The following is a 25,607-nucleotide window of genomic DNA, read 5'->3' on the forward strand; positions in this document are numbered from 1 at the left end:
CATCTCCTTTCTAATTTACCTTTTTTCTTTCAATAAACACAAATCCCAAAGGTCTAAATGTTGCTGGACCATTAACTCCAATATTAATCAATCCATCAGGATTAATAGATAATGCTAAACATGCACTATTAACACCTATTTGATCATATATAACACCTATTGTTTGTCTAAAACTATGCCTTGTTTGCAACATCCCTTGACTTTTTAAATCTCCTTTGATATTTTTTCCTGAGGCTCAAATTCTATAAATATAATTTTCTTTATCAAAATTAGGAATAGTATATCCTTTTTGTCCAACTTTAAAATCACTAGTATCAACAATTTCTCAATCTGGAACTTTTGGTATAACAATTGATTTTTTTAATTCATCTAAAATTTCTTCTTTTATTTTTGCAAGTTTTTCATCTTTAATTTTTTCTATAACAAGTTTATCTAATAAAGCATCAACTTCTAATTGAGTATAAAATGCTTCTAAATCAATCATTGTTAAATCAATACCTTCTTCTTGAAAAGTACGAAACATTTTCTTTAAAGTTGTTAAATTAGCCAATGATTTTGCATAGGTAGGCAATAGACCTTGTCATGTTGCCATAGGGTCATTTTGTGAAGAATAATTAATATCACCAACACTCATATTTGCCGAAGTAAAAAACTCAATTGGAATACGGTTAAATGTTCAATGTTCAATCGTAATAAACACCATATTAATACAAATTTTCTTTAATAATGGGTCTTTAAATGTTTCAAATTTTAGCTTTGAAAATGGATAGTTTAAGTAAGAATTAATCATATTTTGGGCTCTTAAAGCAAATGTTTTAAATCATAATTCTACATCACCTTTAAAGAACTTATTATAACGAACTAAAACTTTTGTAATTTTACCTGTCATTGGAATAAAATTATTATAATTTTCCAAAGTAACATTTTGTCATAATTCATTTAACATTTAATCATCTCCTTATCATTTACTTTTTTTAGAATATATTTTCTTTAATATAAATTTTTTACTATTTAGTAATGTTTTTGTTTTAATTTTTTTGTTTAAATCTTGTTTTGTTCTGAGTTGTTTATATGCTTGAAATACTAGTCCATTACCCAATAAACTAGTAATTGCACTATCTTCTAGCGTATTTAACAATTTATCTTTATTAAAGTTATTTTTAAATTGTTCTTGCATTTTTAATATCTTAGCAATTGTCCGATATATTTTAAAACTATCTTTTACTACTTGCTGATAAGCAAGTGGGGCAAAAGAAACTAAATTAAACAAACTTGTTTTTTTAAATCCCCAACCAATAAACCACTCACTGTTCATATAGAATTTAAACGGTTCAGGAGCCAAAACAAACTGTTCTGCTTTGATTAAAGTTGTCATAACGACAATAGGGACATATTTAGGATTTTTATAATATATTGTTAAAGAGCAACTTCACCCGCAACTGATAAAGGAACAATTTTAACTGCTAAAAAACATCAGAACCATAAGCAAAAGGTAATAATTGACCTTTTTTAATAGCCTTAGTTTCAAATTTAGATAATATTTTTTTAGTTTTATCAATAATTTTACTAATTACTTTTTGTTTAATAGTAATTATTTGTTTTTCAATTGGGGCTAATAATTTTTTAGTTACTTTTTGAATATAAAAATTTGGGTTTAAATGATTTAAAATTTTATTTAATTTAATTGGTGTTTGATGCTTATTTTTTGAATATTTTTCTCAATTTTTAATAAATTATTAATTGTTTCTAAATTAGAAACTTTAAAACCATTATAAAAATCATTTCGGGCTAATTTTCTAATTGTATATAATTTTGAAACAATATGTTTAATAATTCCTTTTGGTTCAACAACTGCTCCACCTAAATATAAAACTCTTTCCATAATCAAAGTATTACCCATTCCAGTACCTAACGCAGCAGCACCAACTCTTAACGGAGTATGATCTTTTTTGTGTAAAATAAGAGGGTCATATTTTTTGCTAAACTTAAAGGCAATTGCATTAACACCATCTGGTAATAATTCAATTGTTCCTTCTGAACCATCTTTATTAATAATTGGTAATTTTTTAGGAACCATATAGTATGTTGTTCCTTCAACAGTTTTCATTGCTCCACTTGTTGTGATTACACTATTTATTTGGTCGTTTGCTCCAAGTTGTAACTGTAATTTATTACGAATTCCACGAATAAAATCAGCCGAACCTAAAACAATTGTTTCTGATGGAGTAAAGCCGTTTTCATATATTTTATCCATAATTTCATCATGAATTTGTAAAGCATTTGTATCATCTGCTTTTTTGCCTTGAATAGTTGTAACTGTTCCTTTATTAATAATTTCTAAAATTTTATTGCGTTTATAAGCAACTTCAGTATCCATTGCTTGCTCAATATCGGCAGCCCAAAGATTAGGATTAAAATCATTTTCTACAGGGTCTAATTTACGAGCAAAAGTTAAAATTGTATCTAATTCAACAACTCCATCTTCAAATTCTACTGTTGAATATTTTAGAAGATTATCATCGGTATTAAATACTTGTCCATCTTTTTCCAAACCTTCATTATATTTAATATTTTTCTTTCTTTTATATGTTAAACCAAATTTATTTGCTTCTTTTCACGCAAATAAAGTTTCTCAACTAAATTTTTGTTGATAAGTTTGTAAATATCATTGTTCAAATGTTTCTCGGTCTCTTTGTGTTGCTTGATTAGCAATATCGCCAAAAATTGTTTTTGGATCCATATTTTTATTCCTTCTTTCTATTTATTAAATACATTGTCTGTATCTAAAATATTGTTTTCTTTGTTTTCTACTTTTGGTACGCCCCCAGTATTAACTGTTTGTACCTTAATTAATTCATCATAAACACTTTGCAATTGTGTTTTAATGATTTCAATATCATCAGTAATATCATAAGATTTTAATAAAACATTTTTAAAATCTTCATTATCAGTTGAAGAATTAATAAAATCAATTACTTCAATTTGTTTTAGTTGAATTGTTTGTTGTTCAATTTGTGAAGTTAACTCAGTATTTTTTGCTTGTAGTTCGTTGATTTGCTGATTATTATTTTCTAAATTACTTGCATTAAATTCTTCAACTTCAGCAGTATTTTTTAAAATAATTTCAGCAGTTTTAATATCTAAACTACCATCTTCATTTTTAATAGGTTCATTATTTTCATTTATAAGAACATATTTTACATTTTTTAATGCCATTGTTTTTCCTCCTATTTTTTAATATTTGTATTTGTTCTTTTTCTAATCGCTTTTTGTATAATTTCAAAACTATCTACTCTAAAAGACAAAAAATAGCGTTTAGTTTTTATATTTAACTGATTAAATACTGAGCCTTTAATTTTTATCTCATCATCTTTTTTTAATTTCAAAAACTCATTTAAAACAGATGGGTTATATATTGATAATGTTGAGTAATTTAATCCTTCTCATTGACATTTAGCCGAACAAGCATCAACTTCAACACCACCAGCAACAAGAGCCTTAATTTTTGTTTTAATAGGATTTTCATGTAATCTAACAGTTAATTCTAACTTATTAACTTTTTTATTTTTTATTTTAGGTTTATTAGTTATTGATTTTTTAGGTAAATTACTTTTTGTTTGAGACATTATTTAACATCCTTATTAGATAATTTGTCATATTTTGAACTGTCAACTAATATTCAATCGATAGAACCTGTTGAATATGGGTTTTTGTAAAAATCTTCTTTATATAATTGTTGTTGTTTTAATTCTTCAATTTCACTACCTAAATTTTGATTAAAATTATGTGCCATATCTATTTGTTGTTTAAAACTATTTATTTCTTGTTCTTTTTCAGCAAGTTCTTTTTTAAGTGTTTCATTTTCTTCTTTAAGTTTGTTAAATTTAATTGATTCTGTTATTGTCATTATTTATCACTTCCTTTTTTAAAAAATATTGTAAATGTTTTCAAGCATCTAATTCGTGCTCTGTCATTTTAATATTTCCTTTATAAATATAATTTTTCTTAACAACTGGTGATTGTAAAACATAATTTAAATTAAATAGATATTTGCATAAAACTTTTAAACCACCAATGAATTTAGGAGTAGATAATGGATTTTTTATTTTTAAACCTTTGTGAAGTTGAAAATCTTCAATTATTACAATAACTTTATTTAAATAAAAACAAATTTTATTTTTAAACTCATTTAATATTAAATACATATTATTTATTGCTTCTTCTTCATTTTTGGAATTAAAAGTAATATTATTAATTATTTTCTTTTGCAAAACATTATAAATAATAATACCAATTTGACCAATTCCAGCAGGGTCAATTGCAATAATATATTTTAATTTATCTGGTTTATTTTTTTGTCAATTTGTAATATTTTTCATCCATCGGATGCTAAATCTAAAATATCGTTAATTTTGTAATGTTGCATATAAGAAGCAATAATATCTCACTTGTTTTCAAATAAAATTAAGTACATTTTTGCTCATTCTAAACATTGCAAATCATAATGCTTTTTATGATGTGAAATACGACAATTAATAGGTTGACAATTAACTCATTCAAATGATGTTGTTATTTCATTTCAAGTTTTATTAATATATTTACTTTTATATTCTGTCATTTATCTATACTCCTTAATTCTTTTTATTTGTTGCTCAAATTTCATCATTAATATTATTTGCAGTTACTGGATAAGCACATATCATTAATTCTTGTAATTTATTTTAGTATTTAATTGCTTCACCGCCCGCTCCACTTTGGGGAGTGAGCGGGGGCGGATAAGATATTTTGATAGAGTTTACCCCCATACGGAAATAAAAAAACAGTTTACTCAGTTATTAATTACGCTTCATCCATCCCTACACAACTTTATATAAAGAAAATAACCTTTTGGAGTTCCAACCCTCTTTTTTTAGTGTCCGATATTGTTTTTTCGGTTTAACAGCACTTTTTTTATGAAAACAAGCCAAAAAACACATGCTCTGACATTTCACAAGTGATTAATCTTGTCGAGAATTAAAGAAATAAATAGGAAAGTAAATCCAATCGCTTTCACACTTTCTTTAAGATTTCGTGCCATAGATGAGTTATCCATCTTTAAGCATCAAAATATTAAGTTTTAGTATTGCATTATTCATCAGATAGTACCTTTATTAAAAATGATATTATTAGTTGTTAAACCGAAAAAATATAATAAATCACAGAAAGGAAATTATAAAAATTAACTAGTTTGTAGAGCAAAATAGGTTAATTTTTAATTTTAAAGATACTATCTGATGAATAATGCAAATAAAAAAATCGTTCTAATAAGCGATTACTTTAATTTGTATTTAATTACTTTATTTATAATTTTTATAAAACCTAAGATTTTTTCCGACTACCAAGAATCTTTATCAGGTTGAATATCTTGTTATTGAGCTTTTAGCATTAATTGACCACAATATTTGCATGGTGCTTCTTGAAAAAGATCATATTTACTATAGTCTTTGTGTTCAAAATATTTTTGAACTTTATTCATTGCATATGATTTTCAAATTGAATTTCTTTCATATCTTCCTCATTTATGATTTGTATGTTTCATAAAAACCTCCATAATTCTTTTCTTATAAAAAATGTTTCTAATTTTTTATTACTTAATAGGTTTCTTCAAAGAAATACGGAAACATGCTTCTTTGAATATAAAACTTTATAAATACATAATAATATCCTAATTGCATTTTTGCAATTTAACATAATTAAAGTAACAATTAAGGTAAAAAGCATTAATTGTTAAAATTACATTATTTAAACTATATTTTTACTTTTAAATCGATTTAAATTGATATAAACGATAATTACATCAGATATATATCAATATTATTATTTTCATTATATAACAAAAATAAGCAAACAATCCACTTTAAACAAAAATGTATTAACTTTATCATAAAGGTGGTGCTCACACTTTTTGGAAACATTTAGTTTCCTTGATTTTATTAAAAATCCTAATTAAAATTAATTGTTTTAGTTTACTTAATTTTGCTATCAAAATAATAATTAATAGTCACATTTTAAAAGCATAGACTGTTTTTGACTCCTAAAATATGATATGTAAATAATAAATTAAGTAATAAAAACAAATTAATAATAAATAATAAAAAAATAATTTTTTATAAAACCTAAATGTATGCCCATTCATAAATAAAATATTCCTTCCAATAAATTACTTTTGTAATAAAAAATAATCTAATATTCTATGTTTTAAAAATATCTTAACATTATTTAGTAGTAATATTTAAATTTAAAAAAACTAAATTATCTACATTAGTTAATTTCAATTTCTCATTTAAATATAAGTTTACTTAAAATAAATATTATAATTGTTCAAAGACATAATGTAATAATTGAAATATATAACTTTGGAAATTCTAAAACTTAACTTCAAAAAAATGTTCTTTCTTTAAAATTACTAAAAGATAAAGACATTAATTCTAATTAAAAAAAGTTTTACAATACTAATTGCAAAACAATTTTAATTTTTGCTAACAGAAATTAACGAACTAAAAATATTGGGTGGTCCTTTAGGTAATCGTCGTTTATGTTCAGAACTTTGATGTAATTGTTTAATTTGTTGTGCAATAGCTGCTGGAACCGATTTTCCTTGTAAATAATAATCTAATTGTTGATAGGTAAATCCTAATTCTTTTTCGTCAGTTTGATTAGTCCATAATCCCGCTGTTGGTGGACGTGAAATAATTTGTGATGGCACACCTAATAGTTGTGCTGCTTGCTGAACTTCAGATTTTAGTAAATGAATAATAGGAACTAAATCAGCAGCACCATCACCATATTTAGTAAAATATCCAACATGTCATTCATCAGCATTATCTGTACCCAAAACCATATAATTATGGCTTTGTGCTAAAGCATATAGGGTCGTCATTCGTAACCGTGGTTTAATATTAGCGAATGCTAATTGATGTGGTGGTAAAGCTAATGTTGCAATTAAATTATCATATGTTGCTGTTAAATCAACAAGATGATAATTTAATTGATGATTATTAATTAATAATTGTGCACATTCTTGATCAAAATAATCAGAATGACAGGGCATGATAACTGCTAAATGATGATTAGGAAAAGCTTGTTTTGCTAATAAACTAACAACAGCTGAATCAATTCCGCCAGATAAACCAACAATAACCCCTTCGCATTTGGATTTTGTTACTTCTGCTTTAATTCATTTTACTAAATAACTCAAATATTGTTTTAATTCTTTCATCATTATCCATCCCATTCTAATTCGTAATCAAAAATGCGAACAATATCTCCTGCTTTTGCTCCTTTTGCTCGTAATATTTCAAAAACTTTTAAATCTTGTAATTTTTTATTAAATAATAATAGATTATCATAAGTTGTAATTGGTGTTTTATGATAAGCTTGATAAACTGCTGCCCCCGCTACTTTTCAAACACCATTGCCAAGATTAACAACTTCTACCTCTTGTTCAATTGGTGCGGTATACTTATATACTTTATATTCTTCTTCCGTTGATGTTATTTCATCTAATTGCCATAATGCTTTATTATCCTTAATTTTTGTCAAAGCTGCCCCAATTTGATTTATTAACAATGATAAATTTTGATTCATTAAACCACTAACTTCAATAATTTCTGCAGTTGGAATTTGCGTCTTAAATTTAATTAAATTTTTTGCTGCAATCTCAAGATCCATTTTATTTGCTACAATAATTTCTGGTCGTAATTCTAATTTATAATTATATTTTTTTAATTCTGTTTTAACATTTAAATAATTTTGGTAAACATCTTTAGTTCCATAATTCCCTGACATATCTAAGACATGGACAATCAATTTACAACGTTCAATATGGCGTAAAAAATCATGTCCTAGTCCCTTACCTGCTGCTGCGCCAGCAATTAACCCTGGTAAATCTGCAACAACAAAACTATGATGATTTTGATCTTGAACCACTCCTAATTGCGGGGTTAAGGTAGTAAATGGATAATCAGCTATTTGTGGTTTAGCTTTTGAAATTTTTGCTAATAAAGTTGATTTACCAGCATTCGGTAAACCAACTAAACCAACATCAGCTAAAACTTTTAATTCACAACGAATCTCTAATGTCTCCCCTAAATCACCAGCTTCAAAGATAGTCGGTGCTTTATTTTTAGAATTTGCAAAGCGAGCATTACCACGGCCACCCTGGCCACCTTTTGCTAAGACAACTTCTTGCTGATGAGTAGTAATATCACCAATAATTTCATTTGTTTGATTATTATAAATTAATGTACCTAACGGAACTTTAATATACTTATTAATAGCATTTTTACCATGCATATTTTTAATGCTTCCATTTTGACCATCGGCTGCTTTAATTTCTCTCTGATATTTTAAATCAAGTAATGTATTCATCCCTTCACTGCCAACAAAAATAATGCTACCACCATTACCACCATCGCCACCAGAAGGACCACCTTTTGGAACATATAATTCACGATGAAAAGCAACGGCACCATCACCGCCTTTTCCTGCAAATAATTTAATTGTTGCAACATCAATAAGTTTCATTACGTATCCTTTTCTCGTTATGTTAATTTTGTGCCCTTAAAAATAATCACCATTGTCATTACATTATAAATAATTTTTATCTACTAACAATGTTATCTTTGTTTTTCCTAGCTTAATACTTCTAATTGTTTTAAAACTACTTTGTCAATTAAAAGTAACCCTTTTTTTTGCTTCAATAACTTATTCTAAAATTAGAAGATACTTTTAGTATATTAAAATATTTCTTGCACTAATTCTCCTTATATTAAAAAATTTATTAATTAAGTTATATAAATTTATCTTGATAAGTAAAGAAACCTACTTTAAATTTTTTCTTTAATTCTTAAATCGTTTTTATATTTAGACATATTACATTATAACAAAATTTAAATATTTTAGAAGTTATTTAATCTTTAAAAAAGAAAAAAACAATTAAAATTGTTTTTTAGAAAATGTTATTAAAAGTAAATTATGATTTTAAATAATTACTATTTTTAAATTCAACCATAATTTGTTGACAAAGATCATCAAACTGTGAATAAGAAAATGAATATCAATGAACATTTGTTAATTGATTTTTAAATCATGTTATTTGTTTTTTTAGCATAAATTTTATTAGTTTGAACCATTGTTGCTAATGTTGCATCATATGAAAGCTCGCCTTTTAAATAACGAATAATCTCTGGACAGCCAATAATTTTCATACTTTGTTTTGCTGAATCATAATTGCAATATTTATATGCTGCTTCAATTTCAGCAAATAAACCCCGCTCTGTTAATCGTAATACCCGTTCAGATAAATATTGATGCAGTTCTGTTTTATCTGGTAATTGAGCTAATATTTTTCGCCCTTCTTGTTGATACATCTTAATGGAATAATTCTCATTTAAATCAATTGTTGATAATAAATGGTGTAGAATACCAACTTGTTCAGATGGTGTTATTTTATTTGTTGCAAGATTTAACCCATTAAAAATTTGAGTAGCATCAGCATTAATACATTCCCCATTAAAACGCTGAGCCATCTTAATTGATAAATCAGTTTTACCACTTCCTGTTGGACCAACAATTAAAATAACTTTTTTCTGCACAATCAAAACCTCACTAATCTCTTTATAAATTTTATCGGTTGGTATTTACAATTTACAAATAAAAAACTAACATTCAACTGTTAGCTTTTACTTTATTTTAAAAATAACTCTGAACCGCTTTAAGTGCTTGGGTGTAGAGTTATTGATTTATATAGCGGTTAATAACCCCAAACACACCTTAACGTTATAATAAACGTAGAAAATTGTCCTTGCGGACAATTATATTTTATCATATTTTATTTCTTTTTTAAAAAATGGTAAACCGCATTTATTCAATTCCTAATAAATTAGAAATTACAAAACTTCCGATTAAATAACTAGAAACTGTTCCATAGATATTTGCAACAACTAATTTAACTCCAATTTTTTGTTCAATTGGTAAAATTGGTAAGTTTTCAAAAATATTTTCGTTACTATTAACAACAGGATGGCCATCAACAAAATATTTGGTTCATTTTTCAGGATCTCAGACCGTAAAAGTTAAAGTGATTCCTGCAATATCATGACTAATAATATTTTGAATGCTTTCTTTATCGTTTTTGTTGCTATATTCTTTTCAAATATTTTTTAATTAAACATTATAATGTGTCTGCACTTTTTGCAAGTAAGTGTTAAATAAAACATAATAAAAAATTCCTTGATCAAATTTTGTGTTTTCATTATAATTTGCGCTAGTAGGATTTAAAGTCCATGAATGAGAATCTTTAAATCAATCTTTTACATTTTCACTACGAAGTTGGTCAACATATAATCAACGTTTTTTGTCATATAAATCTGATTTTTCTGAAATTGGATTATCATAATAAGATACTAAAGTTTCTAAATCAGTTACTGTTTTATTTTTACTTGTTTGATCTAAATATCAATTATATTTCTCAACAACCGTTGGTCACGGCTGACTTCTTAAATCTCGCGATGACAGTAAACTTTTTTTCATATATTCTAAACTATCTTTTGCTAAATTTTCTTCACTATGAATTTTTTTAATTGCGACATAGTTAGTTGCGTTTGTTTTAAAATATCTTTGTTTTCAATATTAATATTCATAATATTTTCTTTTGGGAAAAAAGTTGGTTTTACTCATGTATCAAAATTATAATCAAATAATGTGTTAACCTTACTATTTTCATCCAAAACAAAGCTATTAATAGTTTTCTTAGTATTTTCTGAAATTTGATTATCTGAAATATAAGGTAAATCAGGGATTGGATTACATCCAATTGTGTATGTTACCGGAGCAGCTAAGATGCTAATTGCAGCAAAGACACTGAACAATTTTTTCATTCCTATTTATCTCCTTTACCAAGAATTTCACATTTGGTATTGTGTAATTATAAATAATAATATATCATTTTTTTAAAAAAACAAGATTAAATTATCTTTTTTTCTGTGGAAACCCCACACATTTAAGAATTTAGCTCATACCGTTAGTAAAATTATAGCACAATTTTAATTTTTAAATAACTTAAATCTAAAATAGCTCAGACAACATTCAGCTGCATAATTCATGATATAAATAACCATTCTTTTTTACTAATATTTCTTTATCATGTAAATTGTACTATGAAGTGTAGCACTCTACTTAATTTTATTATAACACCAATAAAATAAATGTTCAATATAATTTATTTTAAAAAAGGGAGTGCTGCATATAAACGGGTATTACTTAATTTATTTAAGAACAAGAAACTTTTTTCTTTTATAAAAAAATAATAACATAAAAAAATAAAAATACAAAAAAATAATTTCATATTTTAAAATACTAAAAAATAGTTTAAAAACTAAAATTAAATTATTTTAAATTAACTAAAATTAAATCTCATAATTTTTAAATCCAAAATATTTTTAAATGTTGAAAATAAAAATGTTTTATTCCCATATCCCAAACAAGATTTTACAATTCTTGAAACATCACTTTCAGCAGATACGCCAATATTTCACTTTTTATTTTGATTTAAAATACCATTTTTTAAATTAATAAAATATCTTAATTTAATTCTTTCATTCTGTAATGATTTTAAAAAAGTTATAAATTCGTCGTATTTTCCTTGTAAAAATAATTCCTTTGCGTGTAAATAATTTTTAAAGGATTCTTTACTACGATTACCACAATATATATTATTCTTTAATTCTCTTATTGCATGAAATCTATCAAATATAAACATACCATCTAAAATTTTAGCAGTTTTTTTAATTCATTTAGCACTATCCCCACCAATAATTAATTTAATATTTTCATAATTTTTAAAAAATTTTTGAATTTGTTTTTTAATAAATAAAGCATTAAATTCTGCTCCTCGAGTTTTCTTATTAAGAAAAAAATAACAATATTTTTTATTTAAAGATTTATTATTTTCTTTTCCAGTATTAAATGAAATTATTCTAACAGTTTGCAAATAAGATTTATTATTTTTATTTTTTAAAGTTACATGTGCATCATCCAAATTGATATATAAATTTTCTCAATTTTTTAAATCTATTTTTTTATCTTTTCTTTTTATTAATGCTTTTCGTAAAATACGCGAAACAGATGGAAAATGCAATTTACAATTAAACATATCTAATATATCACTATATCTTTTATTTTTTACTATTTCAGCAATTATTTTTAATTTTAAATCATTAATTATTCTTTGTCATTTTTCAACTCCAAATTGTTTTTCAACAAGAGGAACATATTTTCACTTACCCTTATAAAGATATTTGTAAATTCTTCTCTTATAAATTAATATTCCAAATTCTGTTTTAATTTTTCTAGTTTTTATTTCTTTTACAAAATATTTTATTTTATCTCGTTTTTTAAAAATTATATTATCAATTCTTTCTATCTTTTCTTTTAACTGATTTAAAGAATTTTCATAAATATTTGCACTAAATTTATTAAAATTAAACATTTTATTATTTCCTTTCGTTAATGTATAGTATAATTAAAGTAATTATAACATTTTACAGAAAGGAATAAATATATGAAAAAGTTATTAAGTATTTTAGGAGCAATTGGATTAACAGCAACAAATACAACGAGTTTAGTTGCTTGTGATAAACCTAAACCAAATAATAATAGCGAAAACAGGAATAATAAACCAGAACCACAAAAACCAAGTTCAGGGGGTTATGAATCAATAAATAAAAAAACAAATTTATCTAATGTTTTAATAAGTACATATTTAGGAGAATTGCAGAATAATCAAACAGAAACTATTTTAAATAAAATATTAAAATTAAATAGTAATGTTGAAAAAAATAGTATAGAAATAGGAACTGTTATTGATAATTGAGCTTCAATAATTCCAACTTCAAATTCAAAATATGAAGGTGCTGTTATGATTAATTTTATATTAAATAAAAATAATTATAGTTAATATTAAGAGATGTTGGTTTGGGGCTTACTTCTATCGGAATTTCTGGTATGGGAATTTTAGGAATTTCAAAAATGACCGGAATATCACCAATGAAAAGTTTATCAACAACTGCTAATTATATTAAGAATAGTTTATCTTCTACTCACGTTTCTGTTCCAACCGGAACAGGAGAAGCTGTGGAAATGACTCCACTTTTATCAGAAAGTACTGTAGCAGAAGGTTTAACAGCGGCTGAAACTTTATCAGTTGCAGAAGAATCCACAATTATGTTCACTGAAGGGGCAGTTATTGGAACATAAGCTGGTGCTGCGGCAGCATTAGCTCCCGAAACTTTAGGCTTATCATTAATAATTTGGGGTTAGTAATTGCAGGAACTGCTATTCTTTGATGAATTAATTCTGATCATACAATAGTTAAACATGAATCACATAATCAATATAATGAAATTGAAAAATACTATAAATTTTTAACTCATGATCAACTAAAATTAGATATTAATATCAATGAATGAAATAAAATTAAACAAATTTATCAAAAAAATGAAAGTAATTATCAAGAATTTAAAAATAAAATCAAATCAGAAATTACTAATTTTCATAAAGAAGATCATAGTGGTTGAGGCGGATCCATTGCTGATAATGATATTAATACTTTAATCAATATTCTTTACAATCATTTTCAAGAAATAAATAATCATTTTTTTCTAATCCTAACCATGGTTGAAAAATTGTTACAAATACAATTGGCAGTTATTTTATAATTGAGGAGGAATAAAAAATGAAAAAATGACTTAGCATTTTAGGAACAATCGGATTAACAGCAACAAGTACAACATCATTAATTAATTGTGAAAAACCAAATAATAGTGAAAACGGTGAGGATAATAAACCTGAACCTACAACAGAACCACAACAACCGCCAGTTAAAAGTAATTGAAAATTAATTACTGATAAATATATTCCACGAGATACTGGATGATACATTATTTCTTATAAATGATTTGGAGAATTTAATATTATTAAAGTAAATAGTTTAGAAAAATACGGAAATGATATTAATAAGATTATAGGTAGTTCATTTAATAATTATGAAAATATTAATATTTATAAGTGAAATTTAGATAATGAACCTATGGGCTTTCAATTACCTAAAATTAACATAAACACTGGTGAAATTACTGATTGAAAAGATTAAAAAAGAACTTAAAAATAGTTCCTTTTTATATTAATCGCACAAATTTCATAAAAATAATTAATAAGAATAAATTAGTTATTGTACTATATAATGCAGGACTAAATTTTCATACTTCGAATGTTTGACTGAAAAAACTATATATTGTTTGAAAAATTTTACCAACACCACTCGCTAGTTCGTTTACTTGTTTTATACCAGGAATATTATTCACAATTCAAATTGCCGCATTTCTGATATGACACGCTAAATTATATCAACTACAACTTTCATATTGTGCTTGTCATCATTGACTATTGGGAAATAATCCACCATTATTTATTTCTTGTCAGTTATAAATACCAAAATTAAAGTCATAATATCAATACATATCATTTTCTTTTTGTGCTTGTAATTCAAAGACATTATATCCGATTTTTTGTTCTTCCATTTTCTTATATTTTAAACCATACTTGTTTTTTAAAATGCTTTCAAAAACATAACCCTCATTTTGATTAATATTATAATCATTTGAGACTGAAAAATCATAATTAAATACATCTCCATAATTTGTATTATAAAACCGATTTTTATAAGCAGAATACATCTTAAAATCTAATAATTTATATTTATCAGAAAAATAAAAATATCGTGGATAAATTTTAAAACCATTATTGGCTAACAAACCATATTTTTTGTTATATCCTTGTGTATAAGTATTATTATTTAAATCAAAAATTGTTCGTAAATAATCCTTATAAAAATTTTTAGATATAACAAACATACTATTTAATAATTCTTTAAATTTATCATAAGAAACTAAAAACTTTTTCTTTTGTTCTTCAAATTCTTTTTTCTCTTTTTCGGTTTTTAAAACTTTTTTATTATTTTCAAATTTATAAATATAGTTATTGTAGTCATCAAAATATTTTATTGATTTTCCATTTTGATCTAAAATAACATCTTTAAAATTTTCTAATTTTAAACCAAAAAAATTAATTAAAACCGTATCATATTGTAAATTATCAATATATCCACTTTCAATAAAATTACTACGATTTTGAAATACTGGAACTAAAGCATGAGCAAAAAATTCTTTTAAAAATTTATTAATATCAATTTGACCTTTCATCTGTTCAAAAATCTCTTTACCAGTATTAGGAGTATTACCCTGATAATAACTATATGTTTCAGCACTAAAATTAAAGATATTTTCTTTATCTTTCATAAATGTAAACAGAAAACCTAAATCATCAGTATACCGATAATCATTATAATTAGTACCATTTCAATATTGCTTTTGATGGGTTAATTCTAAACTACCAGCAATAATATTATCTTTATCAATTGTTAAAATCATCCGATAAATTGATTTTTTAGTTAAAATATTACCTTTAACAGATTTTTCCATATTATCAACAATTTCAAAATCAAAAATTATTCGTTGTGTTCCAACACTAGAAATTTCATAGTTAGGACTGCCCCCTTGCTGAACCCTAATATTTTCTTGGATAATAACATCTAAATAATTATTTAAAAAATCTTTAACTTTATTCTGGTTTTCAAAACTTCAATCTTTAATTTCACCAGTGTTTATGTTAATTTTAGGTAATTGAAAGCCCATAGGTTCATTATCTAAATTTCACTTATAAATATTAATATTTTCATAATTATTAAATGAACTACCTATAATCTTATTAATATCATTTCCGTATTTTTCTGAACTATTTATTTTAATAATATTAAATTCTCCAAATCATTTATAAGAAATAATGTATCATCCAGTATCTCGTGGAATATATTTATCAGTAATTAATTTTCAATTATCTACAATTAAATTAACTGATTGTAAATCATTGATATTTATTTTTAATTTATTTAACATTTGTGTTAAATTATATTTAATTGTAAAAGAATAAACAAAATTTGTTAATTCTTTTAAAAATTGTTTTTTATCAACATCATAGAACTTATCAATATTATACTGTTTAGAATAAGTATTTCAATTTTTATATAAATCCATAAATTTATCACTAGGTTTATCGTAAGAAACACCAGTTGAATAACTATCCTTTAAAAAATCTAAATATCATTTATCGTTATAAGTTAATGATTTTGATGTTTTTAAAGTAGGATTAATAAAATAATTGGTATCACTTCAATTTTCAAAAAAAGTACTGCGTAAAAACATCATATTAATAAAATCAGTTTCATTAATGCCCGTTTCTAAAATCCGCTTTATTCTTGCTTTTTCTTCTGTTTGTTGTGATTGATGGTTTTGTTGTAATGTCATTGCCCCTAACGAGAAAAAAGAAATCAATAAAATTGGTACAAAAGAAAATAATACTAAAAACTTACGCATTATTATCTACCAACTTATTTTTACGATTTTCTTTTATTAATTTAATAATTTCATTAAATAAATAACCATAAAAATAATAAATTATTAAGATATATCACAATATATCAAATCATAAACCATAAAATATATAACCATTTATACCACTATATTTTTCTTTTAATTCTTCAATCGTTGAAACTGTATCTAATATACATACAAGCGTTAACGAAAAACTTATAATAAGATATAAAATTAAATCAACCCAAGATATAAATAAACCATTTTGTTTCTAGAGTGCACCCCAAAAAGTAAGTAAAATAAAAAAAGATTTTGCTAAATTTTTATAGGGGGTGCATTTTTATATGGCAAAAAAAGGACAAAAATATAACAAATATACATCAGAATTTAGAACAAAAATCATTGAGGAAATTAAACAAAAAAGTTGTTGAATAGTAGCAAAACAATATAATATAAATGCAAATACAGTAGAATCTTGATGAGCAAATCATAAAAAAGGAAAATTAAACAATCCTAAAGGACCTAAAATTTCTTTTGGCAAAAGAAATTTAGAATATTATAAAACAAGGTATGAATTATTAAAAAAGCTCCATGACTTTTACAATTAAGCAAACTAAGAATTGTCTCTTTTATTAAACAAAATTTTTGTGAATATTCAATAAAATTATTACTAGAAGTAACAGGGTTAAAACGTAGTTATTGAGATAAATATAAAAATTATGACAGTAGCAAAAAAGATAAAAAAGCAATAAATGATATTGTAAAAGTCTATGAAGAAAATTTAAAACAATTTGGTTATCGAAGAATTACTAAATATTTAAAGGAAGATTATGGTATAAAATATAATTCAAAAAAAGTTTTAAGAATTATGCGTGATAATCAAATACAATCTGAATATGTAAGAAAAATGAGAAGAAAAATGAAATATAAACAGAATAAAGAAAAAAGCTTATTGCAATATCCTGATTTAATTAATCGTAAATTCAATGATATAAAAACAAGGTTTTCAGTACTATATACTGATGTAACATATTTAATTTGAAAAGGAGAAAGATATTATCAATCAACAATTATTGATGGATATACTAAAGAAATAGTTGATGTAAAGTGATCTAAATATAATGACAATAAATTAGTAATGGATAATTTAAATGATGCAATTAATAAAATAAAATTAATAAAAAAAGATCTGAATGGAATAATAATTCACTCAGATCACGGATATCAATATACATCCACTATTTATCACGATAAATGTTTATCTAACGGTATTACAATTTCAATGGGAAAAAATTACCACTGTGCAGATAATATTGTTATAGAAAGTTTTCATTCATTACTTAAGAAAGCTACAATCCATAATAAAATATATAATTCACATGAAGAATATATACAAGATGTTATAAAATGAAATACATGATATTCAAATCGTAAAGAAAAAGATATAATTAAAAAAAGTAAATACTTTTTATTAGTACTTACTAAAATGGGTGCACTCTATTCTTTTCTTTTTTATTTTCTACATTACTTTTCATAAATTCAACTCCTAACTATACAATGTTTTTGAAATAATAAAACCAATAATATATAAACTTGATATTGTTAACATTAACGGATGACTAAATAAAATCGCCATTTTACCAAAAATAGATAACAACCAAGTATCAGAATTATATAAATCCATAATAATATTTTTTGCTGATGTCAACTGATTAATAATAACTGTAATAAAACCAGTACCAAATATAGTAATTGCCGCTACTAATAAAACTAACTTAATCATATAAAATCAACTCCTTACTTATTTTTTTATTCTTTTAGTGCTATGAATTCTTTTAAATCCTTGTTCTCTTGTTTTTGCTTGTTTTGCTAAACTTGATAATTGTTGTTTATTGCGACTAACTTTAAATTGTTTTCGTTCTTTAATATGTTTTTGTAAACCTTGTTTAGTACTAGAAACACCCCGAACAGTAGCACCGTATAGTTTAGAATTATTGATAACACCACTTTTAACCATTGAACCTAAATCGTTATAATTAGTTGATGTTCCGTGAATTGCATAAATAGATAATTTAATAACCATAAAAAAGATTAAAAAATAATCAATTGTTATATTTGTCATTGGTAATTTAGTATTTCAAATTACATCAAAAACAAATAAAAAAGTATCAGAAATAAAACTAAAAATCTTATTTCAATTATCGTTATTAACGCTTTCACTTAATAAATTACTCATTTTTTATTTTTCCTTTTCCTTTTTTGGTAGTCGGAAAAAAGTTGAGGTTTTATAAAAATTATAAATAAAGTAATTAAATACAAATTAAAGTAATCGCTTATTAGAGCGATTTTTTTATTTGCATTATTCATCAGATAGTATCTTTAAAATTAAAAATTAACCTATTTTTTCCCTACAAATTAGTTAATTTTTATAATTTCCTTTCTGTGATTTATTATATTTTTTCGGTTTAACAACTAATAATATCATTTTTAATAAAGGTACTATCTGATGAATAATGCAATCTAAAACTTAATATTTTTTGATGCTTAAAGATGGATAACTCATCTATGGCACGAAGCCTTAAAGAAAGTGTGAAAGCGATTGGATTTACTACTCCTATTTATTTCTTTAATTCTCGGCAAGATTAATCACTTGCGAAATGTCAGAGCATGTGTTTTTTGGCTTGTTTTCATAAAAAAAAGTGCTGTTAAACCGAAAAAAACAATATCGGACACTAAAAAAACAAGAGGGTTGGAACTCCAAAAGGTTATTTTCTTTATATAAAGTTGTGTAGGGATGGATGAAGCGTAATTAATAACTGGGTAAACTGTTTTTTGTTTATTTCCGTATGGGGGATAAACTCTATCAAAATATCCTATCCGCCCCCGCTCACTTCCCAAAGTGAAGCGGGCGGCGAAGCAATTAAATACTAAAATAAATTATTTACTAAATATCAAAATATTAACCAATAAAGGAATATTATGTTTTTTTACAGAAGGAAAAATATTTGATGAAAAAATGAAATAAAAAAATTAAAAATAAATTACAAGAATTAATGATACGAGCTTATCCAGTAACGGTAAATGATATTAATAATGAAATTTGAGCAACAAATAAAAAGAATTAAGGAGTATAGATAAAATGACAGAATATAAAAGCAAATATATTAATAAAACTTGAAATGAAATAACAGCATCATTTGATTGAGTTAATTGTCAACCTATTAATTGTCGTATTTCACATCATAAAAAGCATTATGATTTGCAATGTTTAGAATGAGCCAAAATGTACTTAAATTTATTTAAAAACAAGTGAGATGTTATTGTTTCATATATGCAATATTATAAAATTAACGATATTTTAGATTTAGCATCCGATGGATGAAAAATATTACAAATTGACAAAAAAATAAAACAAATAAATTAAAATATATTATTGCAATTGACCCTGCTGGAGTTGGACAAACTGGTATTATTATTTATAATGTTTTGCAAAAGAAAATAATTAATAATATTACTTTTAATTCCAAAAATGAAGAAGAAGCAATAAATAATATATATTTAATATTAAATCAATTTAAAAATAAAATTTGTTCTTATTTAAATAAAGTTGTTGTAATAATTGAAGATTATCAACTTCATAAAGGTTTAAAAATAAAAAATCCATTATCTACTCCTAAATTCATTGGTGGTTTAAAAGTTTTATGTAAATATCTATTTAATTTAAATTATGTTTTACAATCGCCAGTTGTTAAAAAAATTATATTTATAAAGGAAATATTAAAATGTCAGAGCACGAATTAGATGCTTGAAAACATTTACAATATTTTTTAAAAAAGGAAGTGATAAATAATGACTATAACAGAATCAATTAAATTTAACAAAATTAAAGAAGAAAATGAAACACTTAAAAAAGAACTTGCTGAAAAAGATAAAGAAATATCTAAATTAAAACAAGATGTGGCAGATTTAGAATGTAATCAATATACTTTAGAAGCAAAACAATTATATAAAGAAGATTTTTACAAAAATCCATATTCAACAGGTTCTATCGATTGAATATTAGTTGACAGTTCAAAATATGACAAATTATCTAATAAGGATGTTAAATAATGTCTCAAACAAAAAGTAATTTACCTAAAAATTCTAATAACTGTAAACCTAAAATAAAAAATAAAAAAGTTAATAAGTTAGAATTAACTGTTAGATTACATGAAAATCCTATTAAAACAAAAATTAAGGCTCTTGTTGCTGGTGGTGTTGAAGTTGATGCTTGTTCGGCTAAATGTCAGTGAGAAGGATTAAATTACTCAACATTATCAATATATAACCCATCTGTTTTAACTGAGTTTTTGAAATTAAAAAAAGATGATGAGATAAAAATTAAAGGCTCAGTATTTAATCAGTTAAATATAAAAACTAAGCGCTATTTTTTGTCTTTTAGAGTAGATAGTTTTGAAATTATACAAAAAGCAATTAGAAAAAGAATAAATACAAATATTAAAAAATAGGAGGAAAAACAATGGCATTAAAAAATGTAAAATATGTTCTTATTGATGAAAATAATGAACCTATTAAAAATGAAGATGGTAGTTTAGATATTAAAACTGCTGAAATTATTTTAGAAAATACTGCTGAAGTTGAAGAATTTAATGCAAGTAATTTAGAAAATAATAATCAGCAAATCAACGAACTACAAACAAAAAATACTGAATTAACTTCACAAATTGAACAACAAACAATTCAATTAAAACAAATTGAAATAATTGACTTTATTAATTCTTTAACTGATAATGAAGAATTTAAAAATGTTTTATTAAAGTCTTATGATATTACTGATGATATTGAAATCATTAAAGCACAATTGCAAAGTGTTTATGATGAATTAATTAAGGTACAAATAGTTAATACTGGTGGCGTACCAAAAGCAGAAAACAAAGAAAACAATATTTTAGATACAGACAATGTATTTAATAAATAAGAAAGAAGGAGATAATTGTGGCACAAAATCCACAAAGAATTTTCGGAGATATTGCTAATCAAGCAACACAAAGAGACCGAGAAACATTTGAACAATGATATTTACAAACTTATCAACAAAAATTTAGTTGAGAAGCACTATTTGCGTGAAAAGAAGCCAATAAGTTTGGTTTAACATATAAAAGAAAGAAAAATATTAAATACAATGAAGGTCTAGGAAACGAAGGACAAGTATTTAATACTGATGATAACCTACTAAAATATTCAACAGTGGAATTTGAAGATGGAATTGTTGAATTAGATACAATTTTAACTTTTGCTCGTAAATTAGATCCCATAGAAAGTGATTTTAATCCTAATCTTTGAGCAGCTGATATTGAACAAGCAATGGATACTGAAGTTGCTTATAAACGTAATAAAATTTTAGAAATTATTAATAAAGGAACAGTTACAACTATTCAAGGCAAAAAAGCAGATGATACAAATGCTTTACAAATTCATGATGAAATTATGGATAAAATATATGAAAACGGCTTTACTCCATCAGAAACAATTGTTTTAGGTTCGGCTGATTTTATTCGTGGAATTCGTAATAAATTACAGTTACAACTTGGAGCAAACGACCAAATAAATAGTGTAATCACAACAAGTGGAGCAATGAAAACTGTTGAAGGAACAACATACTATATGGTTCCTAAAAAATTACCAATTATTAATAAAGATGGTTCAGAAGGAACAATTGAATTATTACCAAATGGAGTTAATGCAATTGCCTTTAAGTTTAGCAAAAAATATGACCCTCTTATCTTACGCAAAAAAGACCATACTCCGTTAAGAGTTGGTGCTGCTGCGTTAGGTACTGGTATGGGTAATACTTTGATTATGGAAAGAGTTTTATATTTAGGTGGAGCAGTAGTTGAACCTAAGGGAATTATTAAACATATTGTTGCAAAAATTGATATTAGTAAAATTAATAAAATAGATAAACCAACTATACATGTTACAGACCCAACAAAAGCAACAGCCGAACAGTTAAAACCACAATTTAAAGATGTTGTTTTAAAAGCAGTAAAAGCAGTAAATAGTTCTTTAACTGAAAGTGATTTTGATTACTTTATTGAAAGTAAAGGTGAAGACTGACCAATTAATATTACAAATGATAAAACAGTTGCAGTTCAAATTGAAGGTAAAAACAACGCTACTGGTCAAACAAATCCGATTGATGTTAAAATTAAAAATTCTTAATAGTACTAAAAAATAGTACTTTTTCGTTTGATAAATGATATGCCAATTGGAACATCTAAAACAGCCCTTATTTATGCTGTTAAAAAAAATCCAACTAGATTGTCAATCCAACAACAAGAAAAAAGTTTTGGTTTACAGTTATTAGAATTTTTAGGAATTCAAGTTTTAGCTCTTGGTTTATCAGTTTTAACTGGTGGTATTGCTTCGGCTGTTGGTCTTGGTGCGGGATTATCTAATTTTGCCGCAGCATTTATCTCGTTTGGAGTAGAAACAGCAACCGATTTTGCCGTAAATCAAATATATGATAAATTAACATCAGAAGTAACAGCAAAAAGTACCGCCTTAAATTTGTTACCAGCAATTGGTGGAATTGGTAAATTAACGCGTGCTGTTCGAACAACTAGAATTTTAAAATTAGCAAAAGAAACTAAACTACTTGAAAAATTAGGTGTAATAACTGCTAATAATTTAGAAGATGTTGTAAGGCAAGTTACAGATAAAAAGATTTTATCTTCTAAATTAATATTTGATTTTACAAAGCATGCTAATAATGAAACTTTATTATATACAATTGGAAAATTAGCCCGAAATGATTTTTATAAAGGTTTTAAAGTTTCTAATTTAGAAACAATTAATAATTTATTAAAAATTGAGAAAAATATTCAAAAAATAAGTCCTAAATTAGTTCAAAAAATACCACGCGTGAATGAAAAAAATGCTAATAAATGATTGTCTGAATATGGATTAAATATTGATAAAATAAGTAAAATTAATACTAATGAGTGATATAACATTATGACTAATCTTCATAAAAAAGGTGTTGGTAAAAATCTACTATTAAATGCTAATTTAATGAGGGGCAGTAAAATATATAATAATAAATTATTAAATATTTTTCATCAAACACCAATTAAATTAAATAAAATTTTAAATCATTTAAACCCAAATTTTTATATTCAAAAAGTAACTAAAAAATTATTAGCCCCTATTGAAAAACAAATAATTACTATTAAACAAAAAGTAATTAGTAAAATTACTGATAAAACTAAAAAAATATTATCTAAATTTGAAACTAAGGCTATTAAAAAAGGTCAATTATTACCTTTTGCTTATGGTTCTGATGTTTTTTTAGCAGTTAAAATTGTTCCTTTATCAGTTGCGGGTGAAGTTGCTTTAACAATATATTACAAAAATCCTAAATATGTCCCTATTGTCGTTATGACAACTTTAATCAAAGCAGAACAGTTTGTTTTGGCTCCTGAACCGTTTAAATTCTATATGAACAGTGAGTGGTTTATTGGTTGGGGATTTAAAAAAACAAGTTTGTTTAATTTAGTTTCTATTGCCCCACTTGCTTATCAGCAAGTAGTAAAAGATAGTTTTAAAATATATCGGACAATTGCTAAGATATTAAAAATGCAAGAACAATTTAAAAATAACTTTAATAAAGATAAATTGTTAAATACGCTAGAAGATAGTGCAATTACTAGTTTATTGGGTAATGGACTAGTATTTCAAGCATATAAACAACTCAGAACAAAACAAGATTTAAACAAAAAAATTAAAACAAAAACACTATCAAGTAGTAAAAAGTTTATCTTAAATAAAATCAAATCAAAAAGAAATAAATGATAAGGAGATGATTAAATGTTAAATGAATTATGACAAAATGTTACTTTGGAAAATTATAATAATTTTATTCCAATGACAGGTAAAATTACACAAGTTCCAGTTCGTTATAATAAGTTCTTTAAAGGTGATGTAGAATTATGATTTAAAACATTTGCTTTAAGAGCCCAAAATATGATTAATTCTTACTTAAACTATCCATTTTCAAAGCTAAAATTTGAAACATTTAAAGACCCATTATTAAAGAAAATTTGTATTAATATGGTGTTTATTACGATTGAACATTGAACATTTAATCGCATTCCAATTGAATTTTTTACTTCGGCAAATATGAGTGTTGGTGATATTAATTATTCTTCACAAAATGACCCTATGGCAACATGACAAGGTCTATTGCCTACCTATGCAAAATCATTGGCTAATCTAACAACTTTAAAGAAAATGTTTCGTACTTTTCAAGAAGAAGGTATTGATTTAACAATGATAGATTTAGAAGCATATTATACTCAGTTAGAAGTTGATGCTTTATTAGAAAAAGAAAAAACTGAAAGAATAGAAACCGATGACAAATTAGATAAAAAAATAGATAATTTAATAAATGAAGAAAGAAATGAAAGAATTAAAGAAGATAATATTTTAGACAATAAAATAAATAAAAAACAAGATGTTGTTAATAAAGATACAAACTTAGAATTAAACAATTTAATTGCTGACAGTACTATTGAAAGCAAAAATCAAATTCAATCAATTAATATTTTGACAAATGATTTAAAAATTGCAAATCCAACTGAAGAAACAGCACCAAATTTTACAAAAGCAGTCAGAGCAATACAAAACAATATTCAAGTACCAATAACAAAATCTATTAATGATAAATCAACAGATGAAGAAGTACCAACTGCAAAAGGAGTATACAATTCTTGTATATGACAAGATGTTGATACTGATGATTTTATAGTAAATAGTCAAGATTATCAAATTAAAGATTTTAATAGAATAAATTATATTTACAAAATTTCTGCTTCCCCCTTTAAGTGACCTTATTCTGGAGTAATCGAAACATTTTATTATTTTAATAATAATATTAGTGCATCATTTGTTGGTGGTTATAGTTTAGAGATTACTGTTAATGGAATTGTTAATGTTAAAGATAAAACTGATAAAAATTCACCAATGGGAACATTATTTATTTGAAGAAAAAAATATTAATTAATAAATTAGAAAGGAAGT

General features: G+C 24.5%; 33 protein-coding genes. 14 read left to right on the plus strand and 19 right to left on the minus strand.

What is annotated here, in order from left to right; all coding sequences use genetic code 4:
* Positions 1–10: 10 nt before the first annotated feature.
* From AACL22_RS02020 to AACL22_RS02095, 16 genes are all read right to left on the minus strand, one after another.
* On the minus strand, positions 11–946 hold the full coding sequence (locus AACL22_RS02020) for a hypothetical protein (RefSeq protein ID WP_338989261.1): 936 nt from the start codon (positions 944–946) through the stop codon (positions 11–13).
* A gap of 12 nt (positions 947–958) precedes the next feature.
* Positions 959–1,375: a hypothetical protein gene (locus tag AACL22_RS02025; protein ID WP_338989262.1), complete on the minus strand. Its 417-nt coding sequence runs from the start codon at positions 1,373–1,375 to the stop codon at positions 959–961.
* A 300-nt stretch (positions 1,376–1,675) separates the two neighbouring features.
* Positions 1,676–2,740 carry a hypothetical protein gene (locus tag AACL22_RS02030; RefSeq protein WP_338989264.1) on the minus strand — a complete coding sequence of 355 codons (1,065 nt, stop codon included), beginning with the start codon at positions 2,738–2,740 and terminating at the stop codon, positions 1,676–1,678.
* A gap of 17 nt (positions 2,741–2,757) precedes the next feature.
* A complete protein-coding gene (locus AACL22_RS02035; RefSeq protein WP_338989266.1) occupies positions 2,758–3,216 on the minus strand; it encodes a hypothetical protein in 459 nt (152 codons plus the stop codon).
* An 11-nt stretch (positions 3,217–3,227) separates the two neighbouring features.
* The gene (locus tag AACL22_RS02040; RefSeq protein ID WP_338989268.1) at positions 3,228–3,626 is read right to left on the minus strand and encodes a hypothetical protein; all 399 of its coding nucleotides are present in this window, start codon (positions 3,624–3,626) and stop codon (positions 3,228–3,230) included.
* Positions 3,626–3,907 carry a hypothetical protein gene (locus tag AACL22_RS02045; RefSeq protein WP_338989271.1) on the minus strand — a complete coding sequence of 94 codons (282 nt, stop codon included), beginning with the start codon at positions 3,905–3,907 and terminating at the stop codon, positions 3,626–3,628. The genes AACL22_RS02040 and AACL22_RS02045 overlap by 1 nt, the downstream gene beginning before the upstream one ends.
* Entirely contained in the window at positions 3,885–4,379 is a 495-nt protein-coding gene (locus AACL22_RS02050) for a hypothetical protein (RefSeq protein ID WP_338989273.1), read from the minus strand. The genes AACL22_RS02045 and AACL22_RS02050 overlap by 23 nt, the downstream gene beginning before the upstream one ends.
* Complete coding sequence (locus tag AACL22_RS02055) at positions 4,334–4,618, minus strand: hypothetical protein (protein ID WP_338989275.1); 285 nt, start codon at positions 4,616–4,618, stop codon at positions 4,334–4,336. The genes AACL22_RS02050 and AACL22_RS02055 overlap by 46 nt, the downstream gene beginning before the upstream one ends.
* A 789-nt stretch (positions 4,619–5,407) precedes the next feature.
* On the minus strand, positions 5,408–5,578 hold the full coding sequence (locus tag AACL22_RS02060) for a hypothetical protein (RefSeq protein ID WP_338989277.1): 171 nt from the start codon (positions 5,576–5,578) through the stop codon (positions 5,408–5,410).
* A 930-nt stretch (positions 5,579–6,508) separates the two neighbouring features.
* On the minus strand, positions 6,509–7,261 hold the full coding sequence (gene nadE, locus AACL22_RS02065; RefSeq protein ID WP_338989279.1) for an NAD(+) synthase: 753 nt from the start codon (positions 7,259–7,261) through the stop codon (positions 6,509–6,511).
* A complete protein-coding gene (obgE, locus tag AACL22_RS02070) occupies positions 7,261–8,565 on the minus strand; it encodes a GTPase ObgE (RefSeq protein WP_338989281.1) in 1,305 nt (434 codons plus the stop codon). The genes nadE and obgE overlap by 1 nt, the downstream gene beginning before the upstream one ends.
* Positions 8,566–9,013: 448 nt before the next feature.
* Positions 9,014–9,151, minus strand: coding sequence for a hypothetical protein (locus AACL22_RS02075; protein ID WP_338989283.1), 138 nt, complete (start codon positions 9,149–9,151; stop codon positions 9,014–9,016).
* Complete coding sequence (locus AACL22_RS02080) at positions 9,123–9,635, minus strand: isopentenyl transferase family protein (protein ID WP_338989284.1); 513 nt, start codon at positions 9,633–9,635, stop codon at positions 9,123–9,125. Before AACL22_RS02080 ends, AACL22_RS02075 begins: the two co-directional genes overlap by 29 nt.
* Before the next feature lie 571 nt (positions 9,636–10,206).
* A complete protein-coding gene (locus tag AACL22_RS02085; protein ID WP_338989285.1) occupies positions 10,207–10,572 on the minus strand; it encodes a hypothetical protein in 366 nt (121 codons plus the stop codon).
* A 20-nt stretch (positions 10,573–10,592) separates the two neighbouring features.
* Positions 10,593–10,919: a hypothetical protein gene (locus tag AACL22_RS02090; RefSeq protein ID WP_338989286.1), complete on the minus strand. Its 327-nt coding sequence runs from the start codon at positions 10,917–10,919 to the stop codon at positions 10,593–10,595.
* Positions 10,920–11,437: 518 nt separating this feature from the next.
* Positions 11,438–12,529: an Mbov_0401 family ICE element transposase-like protein gene (locus AACL22_RS02095; RefSeq protein WP_338989287.1), complete on the minus strand. Its 1,092-nt coding sequence runs from the start codon at positions 12,527–12,529 to the stop codon at positions 11,438–11,440.
* Between the two features lie 72 nt (positions 12,530–12,601).
* On the opposite strand from AACL22_RS02095, the gene AACL22_RS02100 reads away from it, so the two are divergent.
* From AACL22_RS02100 to AACL22_RS02115, 4 genes are read left to right on the plus strand one after another with little or no spacing between them, the layout of a single operon-like run.
* Positions 12,602–12,997 (plus strand): lipoprotein, encoded by a 396-nt coding sequence (locus tag AACL22_RS02100; RefSeq protein WP_338989288.1) that lies wholly within the window; start codon positions 12,602–12,604, stop codon positions 12,995–12,997.
* Between the two features lie 17 nt (positions 12,998–13,014).
* Entirely contained in the window at positions 13,015–13,296 is a 282-nt protein-coding gene (locus tag AACL22_RS02105) for a hypothetical protein (RefSeq protein WP_338989291.1), read from the plus strand.
* 53 nt (positions 13,297–13,349) lie between these two features.
* Complete coding sequence (locus AACL22_RS02110; RefSeq protein ID WP_338989293.1) at positions 13,350–13,757, plus strand: hypothetical protein; 408 nt, start codon at positions 13,350–13,352, stop codon at positions 13,755–13,757.
* A gap of 17 nt (positions 13,758–13,774) precedes the next feature.
* Positions 13,775–14,191, plus strand: coding sequence for a lipoprotein (locus AACL22_RS02115; protein WP_338989295.1), 417 nt, complete (start codon positions 13,775–13,777; stop codon positions 14,189–14,191).
* A gap of 25 nt (positions 14,192–14,216) precedes the next feature.
* Here the strand turns inward: AACL22_RS02115 and AACL22_RS02120 are convergent, their stop codons facing one another.
* Positions 14,217–16,529: a spiroplasma phage ORF1-like family protein gene (locus AACL22_RS02120; protein WP_338989298.1), complete on the minus strand. Its 2,313-nt coding sequence runs from the start codon at positions 16,527–16,529 to the stop codon at positions 14,217–14,219.
* 341 nt (positions 16,530–16,870) lie between these two features.
* On the opposite strand from AACL22_RS02120, the gene AACL22_RS02125 reads away from it, so the two are divergent.
* Together AACL22_RS02125 and AACL22_RS02130 are read left to right on the plus strand one after the other, a co-directional pair.
* The gene (locus tag AACL22_RS02125; RefSeq protein WP_338988671.1) at positions 16,871–17,134 is read left to right on the plus strand and encodes a hypothetical protein; all 264 of its coding nucleotides are present in this window, start codon (positions 16,871–16,873) and stop codon (positions 17,132–17,134) included.
* Positions 17,135–17,274: 140 nt separating this feature from the next.
* Complete coding sequence (locus AACL22_RS02130) at positions 17,275–18,063, plus strand: IS3 family transposase (RefSeq protein ID WP_338992959.1); 789 nt, start codon at positions 17,275–17,277, stop codon at positions 18,061–18,063.
* A 9-nt stretch (positions 18,064–18,072) separates the two neighbouring features.
* Here AACL22_RS02130 and AACL22_RS02135 read toward each other — a convergent pair whose 3' ends face one another.
* Positions 18,073–18,309 carry a hypothetical protein gene (locus AACL22_RS02135; RefSeq protein WP_338989301.1) on the minus strand — a complete coding sequence of 79 codons (237 nt, stop codon included), beginning with the start codon at positions 18,307–18,309 and terminating at the stop codon, positions 18,073–18,075.
* Between the two features lie 18 nt (positions 18,310–18,327).
* Entirely contained in the window at positions 18,328–18,762 is a 435-nt protein-coding gene (locus AACL22_RS02140) for a hypothetical protein (RefSeq protein ID WP_338989303.1), read from the minus strand.
* 903 nt (positions 18,763–19,665) lie between these two features.
* On the opposite strand from AACL22_RS02140, the gene AACL22_RS02145 reads away from it, so the two are divergent.
* Genes AACL22_RS02145 through AACL22_RS02180 form a run of 8 tightly spaced genes read left to right on the plus strand, consistent with a single transcriptional unit; the run spans position 19,666 to position 25,586 of the window.
* Positions 19,666–19,950, plus strand: coding sequence for a hypothetical protein (locus AACL22_RS02145; RefSeq protein WP_338989305.1), 285 nt, complete (start codon positions 19,666–19,668; stop codon positions 19,948–19,950).
* A complete protein-coding gene (locus tag AACL22_RS02150) occupies positions 19,905–20,327 on the plus strand; it encodes a hypothetical protein (protein ID WP_338989306.1) in 423 nt (140 codons plus the stop codon). The genes AACL22_RS02145 and AACL22_RS02150 overlap by 46 nt, the downstream gene beginning before the upstream one ends.
* Positions 20,328–20,375: 48 nt before the next feature.
* Positions 20,376–20,636, plus strand: a complete 261-nt coding sequence (locus AACL22_RS02155) for a hypothetical protein (protein WP_338989308.1) — start codon at positions 20,376–20,378, stop codon at positions 20,634–20,636.
* The gene (locus AACL22_RS02160) at positions 20,636–21,034 is read left to right on the plus strand and encodes a hypothetical protein (protein WP_338989310.1); all 399 of its coding nucleotides are present in this window, start codon (positions 20,636–20,638) and stop codon (positions 21,032–21,034) included. Before AACL22_RS02155 ends, AACL22_RS02160 begins: the two co-directional genes overlap by 1 nt.
* 11 nt (positions 21,035–21,045) lie before the next feature.
* Positions 21,046–21,504: a hypothetical protein gene (locus tag AACL22_RS02165; protein ID WP_338989312.1), complete on the plus strand. Its 459-nt coding sequence runs from the start codon at positions 21,046–21,048 to the stop codon at positions 21,502–21,504.
* Positions 21,505–21,521: 17 nt separating this feature from the next.
* Positions 21,522–22,748: a hypothetical protein gene (locus AACL22_RS02170; RefSeq protein ID WP_338989314.1), complete on the plus strand. Its 1,227-nt coding sequence runs from the start codon at positions 21,522–21,524 to the stop codon at positions 22,746–22,748.
* Positions 22,749–22,787: 39 nt separating this feature from the next.
* Entirely contained in the window at positions 22,788–24,383 is a 1,596-nt protein-coding gene (locus tag AACL22_RS02175; RefSeq protein WP_338989316.1) for a hypothetical protein, read from the plus strand.
* A 12-nt stretch (positions 24,384–24,395) separates the two neighbouring features.
* The gene (locus AACL22_RS02180; RefSeq protein ID WP_338989318.1) at positions 24,396–25,586 is read left to right on the plus strand and encodes a hypothetical protein; all 1,191 of its coding nucleotides are present in this window, start codon (positions 24,396–24,398) and stop codon (positions 25,584–25,586) included.
* Positions 25,587–25,607 lie beyond the last annotated feature (21 nt).

The organism is Spiroplasma endosymbiont of Seladonia tumulorum, assembly GCF_964020235.1.
Classification (GTDB): domain Bacteria; phylum Bacillota_I; class Bacilli_A; order Mycoplasmatales; family Mycoplasmataceae; genus Spiroplasma.